Below are 14,261 nucleotides of genomic sequence, written 5' to 3'. Positions count from 1 at the left end.
GCGGCGGCAGCATCCGGCTGGCGGGCAGCCTGGCGTCGGCCCTTGCGCGCGTGGATTTCGTGGAGTTCGCGGACGGCACGGTCTGGGACGTGGCCCAGCTGCTGGCCCTGTCCACCACCAGCAATGGCGGCAACGACGCGTTCAACGGCAGTGACCTGGCGGACACGCTGGATGGCGGCGCGGGGGCGGATACCCTTCTTGGCGGGAGTGGCGCGGACACGCTGCGGGGCGGCACCGGCAACGACGCGCTGGATGGCGGCGGCGAGGCTGACCGCTTCATCTACGAAGCCGGCGATGGCGACGACACGATCTCCACGGCCGGCTTCGACTTCGATGTGAACGACCGGCTGTTGCTGGGCGCGGGGATCACCACCGCCGATGTGACGGTGACGCAGGAGAATGGCACGGACTTCCTGCTGGCCATCGCGGGCGGCGGCAGCATCCGGCTGGCGGGCAGCCTGGCGTCGGCCCTTGCGCGCGTGGACTTCGTGGAGTTCGCGGACGGCACGGTCTGGACGCAAGCCAACCTGCTGGCGCGGTCGATGCTCGCGAATAGCGGCAATGATTCTTTCTACGGCGACGAGAATGACAATACGCTGGACGGCGGCGCTGGCGGTGACACGCTGCTCGCCGGCGTCGGCGCCGATACGCTCGATGGCGGCACGGGGAATGATTCCTTGTTGGGAGGAGCGGGCAACGACGTCTTCCTCTACGATCTGGGCGACGGCAACGATACGATCAACGACTTCTCCTTCGACAGCCCTTCCCATGATCGCCTCGTGCTGGGCGCCGGCATCCTGACGAGCCAGGTGACGGTCGCGCAGGGCGGTGCCGGCGACGACTTCATCCTCACCATGCCGGATGGAAGCACTGTCACTCTGCTCATCAGCCTGACCAACAGCTTCGGGCGGATCGAGGAGGTGGAGTTCGCCGACGGCACGACCTGGGACCAGGCGGCCCTTCTGGCCCGGTCGATCGTCGACAATGCCGGCCATGATGCTTTTTCGGGCGATGAGTTCGACAATCCCCTGGCCGGGGGCGCAGGCAACGATACCATCTCCGCCAATTCGGGCGCTGACAGCATCACCGGCGGCACGGGCAACGATCTGCTCCTCGGGGCCTATGGCGCGGATCGCTACTACTATGCGCTGGGCGACGGTAGCGACACGATCTCGGACAGCGCGATCGGTGACAGCAGCACGGATCGGCTGGTCCTCGGCGCCGGCATCCTGACCAGCCATGTTGCGGTCAGCCAGGCCGATGGCGGCAGCGATTTCGTGCTGACGCTGGCCGGCGGTGCGACCATCAGGCTGGATGGCGGCCTCGGCCAGGCGGAGAACCGGATCGAGGAGGTGGAGTTCGCCGATGGCACGATCTGGGACCACGCCGAATTGCTGGCCCGTTCCCTGATCGCGGTCGCGACGACGGGCGACGACAACATCCTTGGCGATGCATCCGACAACGGCCTTGATGGGCTGGGTGGCAACGACACGATCGCCGCGGATGCGGGGGCCGATACCATCGCTGCCAGCGGCGGCAACGACTCCGTCGATGGCGGCACAGGCACGGACTGTTTCGTGCTGACGGGTAGCCGCGGCGACTACGCCGTGACGCAACTGCCCGGTGGCGCGATCCGGCTGGTGGACCTGCGCGGTGGCAGCCCTGATGGGACGGACATCGTCATCGCCGTCGAGGAATTCGCCTTCTCGGATCAGACGCTGAGTGCCGCGCAGGTCCTGGTCGGCGTGCCCACCGTGAGCGGTGACCGGATCCTTGGCGGCAGCCTGGACGACGGCATCGAGGGGCTGGATGGCAATGATACCATCTACGGCCAGGCGGGCGCCGATACGCTGGCCGGCGGCAGCGGCAACGATATCCTCGTCGGCGGCGCGGGCGTGGACCGCATGGTCGGCGGCAGCGGCAATGATGTGTTCTACGTCGATGATGCGGCGGATGCGGTCGAGGAGGCAGCGGGAGAGGGCACCGACTGGATTCTCTCCTCCGTCACCCTCACGCTCGGCACCGCGGTGGAGAACCTGACGCTGACCGGTGGCGGGTCCATCGACGGCACCGGCAACACGGAGGCGAACCGCATCACCGGGAATGCCGGCGCGAACCGCCTGTCCGGGTCTGGCGGCAACGATACGCTGACGGGCGGGCTGGGTGCGGACACGCTGGAAGGCGGCAGCGGCAACGATGTCTTCTACGTCGATGATGGCGGCGATCTGGTGACGGAGGCAGCCGGTGAGGGCACCGACTGGATTTTCTCCTCCGTCACCGTCACGCTGGGCGCCGCGGTCGAGAACCTGATCCTGACCGGGACGGCCGATATCGACGGCACCGGCAATACGGGGGCGAACCGCATCACGGGGAATGCCGGCGCGAACCGGCTGTCGGGGTCTGGCGGCAACGATACGATCACCGGCGGCGCTGGTGCCGATACGCTGGAAGGCGGCACCGGCAACGACGCGTTCTACGTCGACGAGGCCGGGGACGAGGTGGTGGAACTGGCGGGGGAGGGGACGGATGTGGTCCTGGCCTCCATCGACTACGCGCTGGGTGCCGCGGTGGAGAATCTCAGCCTGACCGGAACGGTCGATATCGACGGCACCGGCAATACGGAGGCGAACCGCATCACCGGGAATGCCGGCGCGAACCGGCTGTCCGGGTCTGGCGGCAACGATACGATCACCGGCGGCGCCGGCGCTGATACGCTGGAAGGCGGCACCGGCAATGATGTGTTCTACGTCGACGAGGCCGGGGACGAGGTGGTGGAACTGGCGGGGGAGGGGACGGATGTGGTCCTGGCCTCCATCGACTACGCGCTGGGTGCCGCGGTGGAGAATCTCAGCCTGACCGGAACGGCCGACATCGACGGCACCGGCAACACGGAGGCGAACCGCATCACCGGGAATGCCGGCGCGAACCGCCTGTCCGGGTCTGGCGGCAACGATACGCTGACGGGTGGGCTGGGTGCGGACACGCTGGAAGGCGGTGCCGGCAACGATGTGTTCTACGTTGACGATGGCGGCGATCTGGTGACGGAGGCAGCCGGTGAGGGCACCGACTGGATGTTCTCCTCCGTCACCGTCACGCTGGGCGCCGGGGTCGAGAACCTGATCCTGACCGGAACGGCCGACATCGACGGCACCGGCAACACCGAGGCGAACCGTATCACCGGGAATGCCGGCGCGAACCGGCTGTCGGGGTCTGGCGGCAATGATACGATCACCGGCGGCGCCGGCGCCGATACCCAGGAAGGAGGCACCGGTAACGACGCGTTCTACGTCGACGAGGCCGGGGACGAGGTGGTGGAACTGGCGGGGGAGGGGACGGATGTTGTCCTGGCCTCCATCGACTACGCGCTGGGCGCCGCGGTGGAGAATCTCAGCCTGACCGGAACGGCCGACCTCGACGGCACCGGCAATACCACGGGCAATTCGATCACCGGCAATGCCGGGGCGAACCGGATGGAGGGCCTGTCGGGCAACGACACCCTGGCGGGCGCTGGCGGCGCCGATACGCTCGATGGCGGCGGCGGGGTGGACCGCCTCTCGGGCGGCATCGGCGCCGATGTCTTCCGCTTCCAGTCGCTGGCCGAAAGCCCCGCCTCTTCCCCCGACACCGTCGCCGATTTCGTTCGCGGGGAGGATCTGCTGGATGTCAGTGCCATCGATCCCAGGGCCGATGCGGGCGACCAGGATTTTGCCTGGATCGGGGGAGCGGCTTTCGACGGCCTCGGCGTGGCGCAGGCACGGACCTGGCAGCTGGGGCTGGAGACCTACGTCGGTTTCGATATCGGCGACGGCGGCTCGGCGGAACTGGTGATCCGCCTGTCGGGGCTGCTCGCCATGACGGCGGACGACCTCATCCTGTAGCGGCCCCGGGCGCCGCTCTCCCCTCCGGGGGGGCGGCGCCATTCCGCCCAATTGGAAACTCATGCCCGTTCGGGAGGCCCTAGCCCCTCGGGGCCCTGGCCTGCTCGCGATGTGTTTGGGCGAAGGAAATTTTGGGGAGCTTGGCTCCGGCGGTTGGATTCGAACCAACGACCAACGGATTAACAGTCCGCTGCGCTACCGCTGCGCCACGCCGGATCAGCCAAGGCGGCGGGCTATAGCGAGCGCCCGACGCTGGGTAAAGACCCCCCGGATCAGAAAGCGAAACTCCCTTCCAGGAAGGTCGCCCCCCGCCCCGGAAGGCAGGAAAACCAAGGCCGCGGCCGGAATCGAACCGGCATATACGGATTTGCAGTCCGCTGCATCACCACTCTGCCACGCGGCCGCAGGTGATGCGCCCCCATATCCGGCAGGCGACGCCGATGGTCAAGCGCAGTCGGCATTCTGTTAATGCCATCATGCGACGTAACCACGTGTTGCGGCGCAGCGGCGCCGCTTGGCCGCCGCTGCGGCCCCCCGTATAACCGCGCGATGCAAGAGGCCGCGACGATGGAAGTGTTGACCGCGCTGGATACCACGGAAGCAAGGCGCCGGATGGTCGATGGGCAGCTCCGCCCCAACAAGGTGACCGATCCCCGCGTGATCGCCGCCATGCTGGACCTGCCCCGCGAACGCTTCCTGCCCCCCGCCCTCGCGCCCCGCGCCTATGGCGACGGCGTCATCGCGCTGCCCGCTGGCCGGGCCATGCTGACGCCGATGGTGACGGCGCGGATGATCCAGCTGCTCGGCCTGCGGGACGGGGACCGGATGCTCGTCGTCGGTGCCGGCACCGGCTACCTCTCGGCCGTCGCCGCCCATTGCGGCGCCCGCGTCACGGCGCTGGACGATGATGCGGGCCTGCAGTGCATCGCGGTGAAGGCCCTGGCCGGGCTGTTCGCGCCGGGCGCCATCACGCTGGTCATGGGCAGCCTGCGCGACGGCCACGCCGCCGCCGCCCCCTATGACGCCATCCTGATCGAGGGCGAGGTCCCCGCCATTCCCGCGACGCTCAGCGGCCAGCTGGCGGAGGGCGGTCGCCTGGCCGCGATCCTGGCGGCCAAGGGCCCCGCCGCCGGGCCGCGTGCCGTCATCGGCCGCAACGCCGGCGGCAGCTTCGGCGTGACGGATGCCTTCGACTGCGCCACGGTGCCGCTGCCGGCCTTCCAGCCGGCCCCTGGTTTCGTGTTCTGACCTAACGATATCCGGCGTCGGCGGCCGCCTTGCGCGGGCCACGCCGCTTTGTCTTTGATCCCCGGACGGACCCGCTATGCTCGGCGGGACGCAGGAGCCGCCAGACCATGACGCTGTCCCGCCACGCGCTTGCACTGACTGCCCTGATGCTGTCGCCGCCGGCGCTCTACGCCACCGCGCGGCCGGCGGAGGCGCAGACGCTGCAGGAAGCCCTGGCCCTGGCCTATGCCAACAACCCCACCCTCCAGGCCGCCCGCGCCCAGCTTCGCGCGGTGGATGAGAACGTGCCGGCGGCGCTGGCGGGCTGGCGGCCCACGGTGCAGATCACCAGCAGCGTCGGCCAGGCCACCACCTCCACCAATGCCGGGGATCGCGTGACCTCCCCCTGGCGGTCGCGCGACATCGTCTCCAACCAGGCCTCCGTCACCCAGCCGATCTTCCGCGGCGGCCGCACCACCGCCTCCACCCGCCGCGCGGAAAACCAGGTCCTCGCCCAGCGCGCCCGGCTGATCGCCACCGAACAGCAGGTGATGCAGGACACGGTGAACGCCTATGTCGCCGTGATCCGGGACCAGGAGGAGGTCCGCCTCAACATCAACAACGAACAGGTGCTGACGCGGCAGCTGCAGGCCACCAACGAACGCTTCCGCGTCGGTGAGATCACGCGCACCGACGTCGCGCAGGCGGAAAGCCGGCTCGCCGGGTCCCGCGCTTCCCGCGCCGATTCAGAGGGGCGGCTCCAGCAATCCCGCGCCACCTTCGCCCGCCTGGTCGGCCAGCCGCCGCAGCGCCTGGTCGCGCCGCAGCCGCTGCGCGTGCCGGTGGCCGATGCGCGGGAAGCCGGCACCATCGCCAGCCAGAACAACCCCAACGTCGTCGCCGCCCTTTTCGACGAAGCCGCGGCGCGGGATCTGGTGGATGTGAACTTCGCCTCCCTGCTGCCGCAGGTCAGCGTCACCGGCACCACCTTCCGGAACGACAATTCCACCACCTCCACCGATACGCGCCTCAACGGCACGCAGGTCACGGCCAATTTGACCGTCCCGCTCTACCAGGGCGGTGCCGAACACGCCGCCGTCCGCCAGGCGCGGCAGAGCGCGCAGCAGGCCCGCCAGGTGGTGGAGGACCAGCGCCGCGCCGCCACCCAGCAGGCCACCCAGGCGTGGGAGACGCTGAACGCCGCCCGCGCCCAGGTGGACAGCGTCCGCGCCCAGATCCGCGCCGCCGAAATCGCGCTAGATGGCGTGCAGCGGGAAGCCGTGGTCGGCAGCCGCACGACGCTCGACGTGCTGAACGCCGAACAGGAACTGCTGAACGCCCGCGTCAGCCTGGTGCGCGCGCTGGCCAACGTCATCACCGCCTCTCACAGCCTGGCCTCCTCGCTCGGCCGCCTGACGGCGCGGGACTTGAACCTGCCCGTGCAGATCTACGACATGGAGGGCTACTACCGCGAAGTGCGGAACCGCTGGGTCGGTTGGGGCGATTACGCCCAGCAGCCGGGACGCTGAGCGCATGAGCGGGATGTCGGGCGGGCAACCAGGGGGGCCGCAGGGCGCGGATCCGGCGATGGATGACATCCTCGCCTCCATCCGCCGCATCCTGAACGAGGATGAGACCCCCGCCACGCAGAGCCCTGCCGCGCAATCCACCGGCGGCCCGCCCCAGGCGGAACCGCTGGAGCTGACCGAGGCGATGCTGGTCGCCAGCCCGCCCCCGCCGGAAGCGCCCGCGGCGCCGACCCATGTCTCCCTGCCGCCGGACCCGGAGCCCGAGGGCCCGCCCCAGGCCCCGATCCAGCCTCTGGCGGCCCCGATGCCGGCGCCGGCCGAAATGTCGATGGAGGGTCTCGTCGCCCCCGCCGTCGCCGCCGCGACAACCGCGGCGCTTGGCCAATTGCTGCGCAGCGTCGCCGCCGAACGCCAGGCGCCGGTCTATCGCAGCGGCCCGAGCATCGAGGATGTGGTGCGGGAGGAGTTGCGCCCGCTGCTGAAGGCATGGCTCGACCAGCACCTGCCGCCCTTGGTGGAGCGCCTGGTGCGGACCGAGATCGAGCGCGTGGTGGGCCGGGCGCTCGGCTGAATTGCCGCCCGGCCGGGGCGCTACTCCGGCCGGATGTTGTTCTCCCGGATCACGGTCGCCCAGGTTGCCGTCTGGCGATCGATGAAGGCGCCGAATTCGGCCGGGGTATTGCCCACGATCTCGACGCCCATCGGGCCGGACAGGCGTTCGCGGACCTCCGGGACCTGCAGCGCCTTCACGATGGCGTCGCGCATCCGCGTCACGATCGCCTCCGGCACCCGCGCCGGCGCCAGCATTCCCCACCAGGCCAGCGCGTCGATCCCCGGCACGCCCGCTTCCGCCACCGTCGGCAGGTCCGGGAACAGGGCCGATCGCCGCGCGCCGGTCTGCGCCAGGGGCCGCAGCGTGACGCCGACCTGCCCGCCGAGCCCGGCATGGCTTGCCACGGGCATGTCCAGCTCCCCGGCCGCGGCCGCGGCGCTCATCGGCCCGCCGCCGCGATAGGGCACATGGATCATCGTGACCCCCGCCAGTTGCTGTAGGCGGGACATGGTCAAATGCGACAGGCTGCCGACGCCGATGGAGCCGTAGGTGATCGTGTCCGGCTTCGCCCGCGCGGCGTCGATCACCTGGCCGAGCGTGGTCCAGGGGCGGGCGCGATGCGTGGTGATGAGCATCGGCGCCGATCCCACCAGGCTGACGGGCTGGAGATCCCGCTTCGGGTCGAAGCCGAGATTCGGGATGAAGGACGGGTTCACCGAATGGCTGTCGAAGACCATCACGAAGGTCAGCCCATCCGGCTGCGCCCGCGCGGCGACGGCGGTGCCGAGCGCGCCTGAGGCACCTGGCCGGTTCTCGATGACGATGGACTGGCCGAGATCGGCGGCAAGCCGCGGCTGCAGCAGCCGCGTGATGGTGTCCATGCTGCCGCCGGGCGGGAAGGGGACGATGATGCGGACGGGGCCGGACGGCCAGGCGGGCTGGGCCAGCGCGGGCGCGCTGAGGCTGGCAAGGCCGGCAAGCATCAGGCCGCGGCGTGTCGCGCGCATCGTCATTCCTCCGGTTCGTTGGGCGCAGGATGCGGCCCGCCGCCACCTCCGGCAAGCCACGCGCCCTTGACGTTCGCGCGCTGGCGGGGAAGGGATGCCGCCATGCTCGACAAATCCTTCGACCCCGCCGCCGTGGAAGCCCGCCTCTACAAGGGATGGGAGGATAGCGGCGCCTTCGCCGCCAACCCCGCTTCGCCCGCGAAGCCCTTCACCATCATGATCCCGCCGCCCAATGTCACGGGCAGCCTGCATATCGGCCATGCGCTGACCATGTCGGTGCAGGACATGCTGACGCGCTTCCGGCGGATGCAGGGGCGCGATGCGCTGTGGCAGCCCGGCACGGACCACGCCGGCATCGCGACGCAGATGGTGGTGGAACGCCTGCTCGGCAGCCAGGGGCTGGACCGGCGCACGATGGGGCGTGAGGCCTTCCTGCAGCATGTCTGGGAATGGAAGGGCCAGTCCGGCGGCACCATCACCCGCCAGCTTCGCCGCCTGGGCGCCAGCCTCGACTGGCCGCGCGAACGCTTCACCATGGATGAGGGCCTGTCGAAGGCGGTGCGGGAGGTCTTCGTCACCCTCTACCGCCAGGGCCTGCTGTATCGCGACCGCCGCCTGGTGAATTGGGACCCCGTCTTCCAGACCGCGATCTCCGACCTCGAGGTCGAGAGCCGGGAGGTGAAGGGCAGCCTCTGGTACCTGAAATACCCGGTGGAGGGGCAGCCCGACCGCTTCCTGACGGTGGCGACCACGCGGCCGGAGACGATGCTGGGCGACACCGCCATCGCCGTGCATCCCACCGATGAACGCTTCGCCGATCTGGTGGGCAAGAACGTCATCCTGCCGCTGACCGGGCGCCGCGTGCCGGTGGTGGCGGATGAATACTCCGACCCCGAGAAGGGCACCGGCGCGGTGAAGGTCACCCCCGCGCATGACTTCAACGATTTCGAGGTCGGCAAGCGCCACGGCCTGGCGATGATCTCCGTGCTCGACGCCGATGCGAAGGTGACGCTGGCGGAGATCGGCGCCAGCCTCACCACCGATGGCGGCGACCCCGATTTCGTGCGCGGCCTGGACGGCATGGACCGCTTCGCCGCCCGCAAGGCGATCGTGGCGAAGCTGGAGGAACTCGGCCTGCTCGACAAGATCGAGCCGCACGTCAACCAGGTTCCCCATGGCGACCGGTCCGGCGTGCCGATCGAGCCGCGCCTGACCATGCAATGGTATGTGGACGCGAAGACGCTGGCCCAGCCCGCCATCAAGGCGGTGGAGACCGGCCAGACCACCTTCGTGCCGCGCCAGTGGGAGAACACCTTCTTCGCCTGGATGCGCGACATCCAGCCCTGGTGCGTGTCGCGGCAGCTCTGGTGGGGCCACCAGATCCCCGCCTGGTATGCGCCGGATGGCGAGGTCTTCGTCGCCAAGACCGAGGAGGAAGCCGCCGCGTTGGCCCGCGAGAAGTTCGGCCGCGATGTCACGCTGGTGCGGGACGAGGATGTGCTGGACACTTGGTTCAGCAGCGCCCTCTGGCCGTTCTCCACGCTCGGCTGGCCCGACAAGACGCCCGAGCTGTCGAAGTACTATCCCGGCGACGTGCTGGTGACGGGCTTCGACATCATCTTCTTCTGGGTCGCCCGCATGATGATGATGGGCATCCACTTCATGGGTGAGGTGCCGTTCAGGCACGTCTACATCCATGGCCTGGTCCGGGACGAGAAGGGCCAGAAGATGTCCAAGTCCAAGGGGAACGTCATGGACCCCCTGGAACTGATCGACGCCTATGGCGCCGACGCGCTGCGCTTCACCATCGCATCGCTGACCGGCCCCGGCCGCGACGTGAAGCTCGGCCGCAAGCGCGTCGAGGATTTCCGGTCGTTCGGCACCAAGATCTGGAACGCGGCCCGCTTCCTGGAGATGAACGGGATCGCCGCCGACAAGGCGTTCGACCCCGCGACGGCCACCCTGCCGCTGTCGCGCTGGATCCTCGATGGCGCGAACCGCGCGGTGGCGGAGGCGACGGCGGCGCTCGAAGCCTATCGCTTCGATGAATACGCCAATGCCTGCTACCGCTTCGCCTGGGGCGGCTTCTGCGACTGGTTCCTGGAATTCGCCAAGCCCGTGCTGAACGGCACGGATGAGGCGGCGAAGGCCGAGGTGAAGGGCGCGGCGCAGCATGTCTTCGGCACCATCCTGAAGATGCTGCACCCCGCCATGCCCTACATCACGGAGGAACTCTGGCACCTGTTCGGCTACGGCCCCGAATGCACGCTGATCCGGGAGACCTGGCCCGGCGCCACGGATGTCCGCGATGCCGAGGCGGCGCGGGAGGAGCTGGACTGGGTCGTCTCCTTCATCGGTGAGGTCCGCGCCGTGCGGGCGGAGATGAACGTGCCCCCCTCCGTCACCGTCCCCCTGCTGCTGTCCGGCGCCTCCGGCACCACGCTCGGCCGCGCGGATCGCTGGATCGACGTCATCCGCCGCATGGCCCGCGCGACGGAGGTGAAGGCCCTCGACGGCGCCCCCCCCAAGGGTGTGGCCCAGATCGTGGTGGGTGAGGCGACGGTGATGCTGCCGCTGGCCGATGTCATCGACCTGGCCGCCGAACGCGCCCGCCTGGCCAAGGCCCGCGCCGCCGCGGAAGCGGACGCGCGGAAGGTCGAGGCCAAGCTCGCCAACGCCGATTTCGTCGCCCGCGCGAAGGAGGAGGTGGTGGAGGAGAACCGCGAACGCCTGGTCGCCGCGCGGGCGGAGATGGCGCGCCTCGATGCCGCCATGGCGCGGATCGCGGGGTAGGGGGGATGGATAGCGGCACCCTCAAGCTCTTCGCCGCGATCTTCCTGTTCAGCCTGCCCGTGCTGCTCGGCACGCCGCAGCTGACGGGCCGGCGGATCGGCAGCCATGTCGTGACGAAGGCGGAAGCCCAGGCCCTGACCGCCATCGCCGGCCTGGTGCTGGGGGTGGGGTACCTGATGGCGATGGGCTGAGGCGCTACGCCTCGAACAGGTCCTCGACCTGGATGGTGATGCCCGGCGGGTCGAGGGTAAGCGGGCCGGCCGGCAGGATCATCGTCATGATGCGCCCATCCGCTTCCTTGCGATGGTGCACGACGATCCGTTTCATGGCGTCGATGAGCAGATAGTGCCGGATGCTGTCCAGACGCATGTAGTCGAGGAATTTCGCCACAGCATCGACCCGGCTGGTGGAGGGTGAACTGACCTCCACCACGACGACGGGATTGGGCGCGACAAGCGCAGTCGGCGCTGGCGGCGTCCCGCAATTGACCAGCGCATCAGGCTGGTAGGCTGAATTCGGTCCCGCGGCGACTGCCAGGCTGTCCAGATAGGCCCGGCAATCCACGCCGGCGGCGCGGATGGCGTTCCGAAGGGCCAGCCAGGCCGCCGCCTTCGCCTCCCCATGGATGGCGCGTTCCGGCGCCATGGCGACCAGTCGGCCTTCCTCCAACTCGCAGCGCACCCGCGGCGCCGCATCAGCCCAGGCGCAAAAGGCCTCGACGGTCATCGGCTCGGTCGGCAACTCGGTCTGCTCGGACATGTGGCGCCAGATATGGGAACCCCATGCACCCTACGCCACCGCCCCCCCTTACGGGCAAGCGCGCATTATGGCACGGAACGGCCAGGAATCGGGCGGCCCCGGCCGGGGGTGGAAACGCGCCGACAGCAACAGGGAAGACCGCCCGCATGACGCAATGGGACAAGTCGAAGCTGCCCAGCCGCCACACCACCATGGGGCCGGAACGTGCGCCGCACCGCAGCTACTACTACGCGATGGGCCTGACGAAGGAGGAGATCGCCCAGCCCTTCGTCGGCGTCGCCACCTGCTGGAACGAAGCCGCGCCCTGCAACATCGCGCTGTCCCGCCAGGCGCAGTCGGTGAAGATCGGCGTGAAGGAAGCCGGCGCCACGCCGCGTGAATTCACCACCATCACCGTCACCGACGGCATCGCCATGGGCCACCAGTCCATGAAGTCCTCGCTGGCGTCCCGCGACATCATCGCGGACAGCGTGGAACTCACCATGCGCGGCCATTGCTATGACGGGCTGGTGGGCCTCGGCGGCTGCGACAAGACGCTGCCGGGCCTGATGATGTCGATGATCCGCCTGAACGTGCCCTCCGTCTTCATGTATGGCGGCTCCATCATGCCGGGCCGCCACCGCGGCCGCGACGTCACGGTGCTCGATGTGTTCGAAGCCGTGGGCCAGCACGCCGCAGGCAACATGTCCGACGAGGAGTTGCAGGAACTGGAAGAGCACGCCTGCCCCGGCGCCGGCGCCTGCGGCGGCCAGTTCACCGCCAACACCATGGCCTGCATCTCGGAAGTCATCGGCCTGGCCCTGCCGGGTTCCGCCGGCGCCCCCGCGCCCGACCAGCGCCGCGACCATTGGGCGGTCGAATCCGGCCGGGCGGTGGTGGAGCTCATCCGCCGCCAGCTTCGCCCGCGCGACATCGTCACCAAGGATGCGCTGTTCAACGCCGCCGCCATCGTCGGCGCCACCGGCGGCTCGACCAACGCCGCCCTCCATCTGCCCGCCCTGGCGCATGAGGCCGGGATCAAGTTCGACATCCATGATGTGGCGGAGATCATGCGCGCCACGCCGCATATCGCGGACCTGAAGCCGGGCGGGAAATACGTCGCGCTCGATGTCTTCAACGTCGGCGGCGTGCCGGTCATCATCAAGGCGCTGCTGGAAGGCGGCTACCTCCGCGGCGATGCCATCACCGTCACCGGCAAGTCCCTGGCGGAAAACCACCGGGAGGTGATCGTCCCGCGCGACCAGGATGTGGTCCGCCCGACCTCCGACCCTGTCTCCCCCATCGGTGGCGTCGTCTCCCTGAAGGGCACGCTGGCCCCCGAAGGCGCCATCGTGAAGATCGCCGGCATGAAGACGCTTCGCTTCGAAGGCACGGCGCTGTGCTTCGATTGCGAGGAGGACGCCTTCAAGGCCGTGGACATGCGCGCCTACAAGCCCGGCGACGTCATCATCATCCGCTACGAGGGCCCGAAGGGCGGCCCGGGGATGCGGGAGATGCTGTCCACCACCTCCGCCATCTATGGCCAGGGCATGGGCGACAAGGTGGCCCTCATCACCGATGGCCGCTTTAGCGGCGCCACGCGCGGCTTCTGCATCGGCCATGTCGGACCGGAGGCGGCCGTCGGCGGTCCGATCGCCCTGCTGAAGAACGGCGATCCCATCGTCATCGATGCCGAGGCCGGCACGATCGACGTGATGATCCCGGAAGCCGAGCTGGCCGCCCGCCGCGCCGCCTGGACCCCGCGGAAGACGGACTACACCAGCGGCGCGCTGTGGAAATACGCCCAGCTCGTCGGCCCCGCCTCCCACGGCGCCGTGACCCATCCCGGCGCGGCCGGGGAGAGCCACGTCTACGCCGACCAGTAATCCGGTAGCGTAACGCATGGCGGCCCGCCACGGTGCCGCCATGCGCCCGCCCTCGCGCCTCCGCGGGGCGGCCACCTTGGGGGCGTAGGGCAGGGGAGGGGCGGTCGAGGCAGCGCCACCAGGGCGGCATGCCGCAAGGAGCCCCCGCGACGAAGAGCCTTCGCCCCCCGCTGCTGCCGGCGCGCCCATGGCTACCGGCAGCATCGAGGCTGGTAAGGGGCCTGCCATGAACCCGCCTTCATCGCCGTGACATCGCCCTGATCCCGCCCTGCGGCGGGCATGCGGCGGGCGTTTCATCATCAGGCGCGGCGGAATCGACTTCCAACCTTCATCCCCGCCGCCGGAGACCGGTCATGCAACGCCTTCGCGCGCTGCTCCTCATCCTGCCCCTGGCCTTCGCCCCCGGCTGCGTCGTGGCCGGGGACCTGACCCCGGTGCATGGGGGCGGGTATTACGGCGGCGGGTATGGCTATGCGCGGCCCTACTACGCGCCGCCCCCGCTGCCGCCGGTCTATTACCGGCCGCAGCCGGTCTATCGCCCCTACTACGCGCCGCCGCCCCGCCATTGGGGCCCGCCGCCCCGGCACCATGAGCGGCGCTGGGACCGGCACGGGGACCGTCACTGGGATCGGCGCTGGTAGGCGGCCTCG

General features: G+C 69.7%; 10 protein-coding genes and 2 tRNA genes. 8 read left to right on the top strand and 4 right to left on the bottom strand.

The genetic code is table 11. The annotated features are described in order from the left end of the window. On the top strand, positions 1–3,878 hold a 3,878-nt coding region (locus tag ACTIE5_RS04880), incomplete at its 5' end, for a beta strand repeat-containing protein (protein ID WP_439548559.1). 141 nt (positions 3,879–4,019) lie between these two features. On the opposite strand, the gene ACTIE5_RS04875 is transcribed toward ACTIE5_RS04880, so the two are convergent. Both ACTIE5_RS04875 and ACTIE5_RS04870 read right to left on the bottom strand, forming a co-directional pair. Beyond that, positions 4,020–4,094 (bottom strand) — tRNA-Asn (locus ACTIE5_RS04875). Between the two features lie 116 nt (positions 4,095–4,210). After that, positions 4,211–4,281: transfer RNA gene (locus tag ACTIE5_RS04870), tRNA-Cys, on the bottom strand. A gap of 164 nt (positions 4,282–4,445) precedes the next feature. Here ACTIE5_RS04870 and ACTIE5_RS04865 point away from each other — a divergent pair. The 3 genes from ACTIE5_RS04865 (at position 4,446) to ACTIE5_RS04855 (ending at position 7,205) form a co-directional block, all read left to right on the top strand. Continuing rightward, on the top strand, positions 4,446–5,126 hold the full coding sequence (locus ACTIE5_RS04865; RefSeq protein WP_439548558.1) for a protein-L-isoaspartate O-methyltransferase family protein: 681 nt from the start codon (positions 4,446–4,448) through the stop codon (positions 5,124–5,126). Between the two features lie 146 nt (positions 5,127–5,272). Next, positions 5,273–6,634, top strand: coding sequence for a TolC family outer membrane protein (locus ACTIE5_RS04860; RefSeq protein WP_439548655.1), 1,362 nt, complete (start codon positions 5,273–5,275; stop codon positions 6,632–6,634). Between the two features lie 58 nt (positions 6,635–6,692). Beyond that, on the top strand, positions 6,693–7,205 hold the full coding sequence (locus tag ACTIE5_RS04855; RefSeq protein ID WP_439548557.1) for a DUF2497 domain-containing protein: 513 nt from the start codon (positions 6,693–6,695) through the stop codon (positions 7,203–7,205). Positions 7,206–7,225: 20 nt separating this feature from the next. On the opposite strand, the gene ACTIE5_RS04850 is transcribed toward ACTIE5_RS04855, so the two are convergent. Continuing rightward, a complete protein-coding gene (locus ACTIE5_RS04850; protein WP_439548556.1) occupies positions 7,226–8,194 on the bottom strand; it encodes a Bug family tripartite tricarboxylate transporter substrate binding protein in 969 nt (322 codons plus the stop codon). Positions 8,195–8,296: 102 nt separating this feature from the next. Here ACTIE5_RS04850 and ACTIE5_RS04845 point away from each other — a divergent pair, with 102 nt between their 5' ends. After that, entirely contained in the window at positions 8,297–10,987 is a 2,691-nt protein-coding gene (locus ACTIE5_RS04845; protein ID WP_439548555.1) for a valine--tRNA ligase, read from the top strand. Positions 10,988–10,992: 5 nt separating this feature from the next. Continuing rightward, entirely contained in the window at positions 10,993–11,178 is a 186-nt protein-coding gene (locus tag ACTIE5_RS04840) for a hypothetical protein (RefSeq protein ID WP_439548554.1), read from the top strand. A 4-nt stretch (positions 11,179–11,182) separates the two neighbouring features. On the opposite strand, the gene ACTIE5_RS04835 is transcribed toward ACTIE5_RS04840, so the two are convergent. Further along, positions 11,183–11,746, bottom strand: a complete 564-nt coding sequence (locus tag ACTIE5_RS04835; protein WP_439548553.1) for a Uma2 family endonuclease — start codon at positions 11,744–11,746, stop codon at positions 11,183–11,185. Positions 11,747–11,892: 146 nt separating this feature from the next. On the opposite strand from ACTIE5_RS04835, the gene ilvD reads away from it, so the two are divergent. After that, positions 11,893–13,611 (top strand): dihydroxy-acid dehydratase, encoded by a 1,719-nt coding sequence (gene ilvD, locus ACTIE5_RS04830; RefSeq protein WP_439548552.1) that lies wholly within the window; start codon positions 11,893–11,895, stop codon positions 13,609–13,611. Between the two features lie 353 nt (positions 13,612–13,964). Continuing rightward, positions 13,965–14,252: a hypothetical protein gene (locus ACTIE5_RS04825; protein ID WP_439548551.1), complete on the top strand. Its 288-nt coding sequence runs from the start codon at positions 13,965–13,967 to the stop codon at positions 14,250–14,252. The last annotated feature ends 9 nt before the right edge of the window (positions 14,253–14,261 follow it).

The sequence above is a fragment of the Falsiroseomonas sp. genome, assembly GCF_051859025.1.
GTDB lineage: Bacteria > Pseudomonadota > Alphaproteobacteria > Acetobacterales > Acetobacteraceae > Falsiroseomonas.
This window is presented reverse-complemented; position numbering and strand designations above follow the sequence as displayed.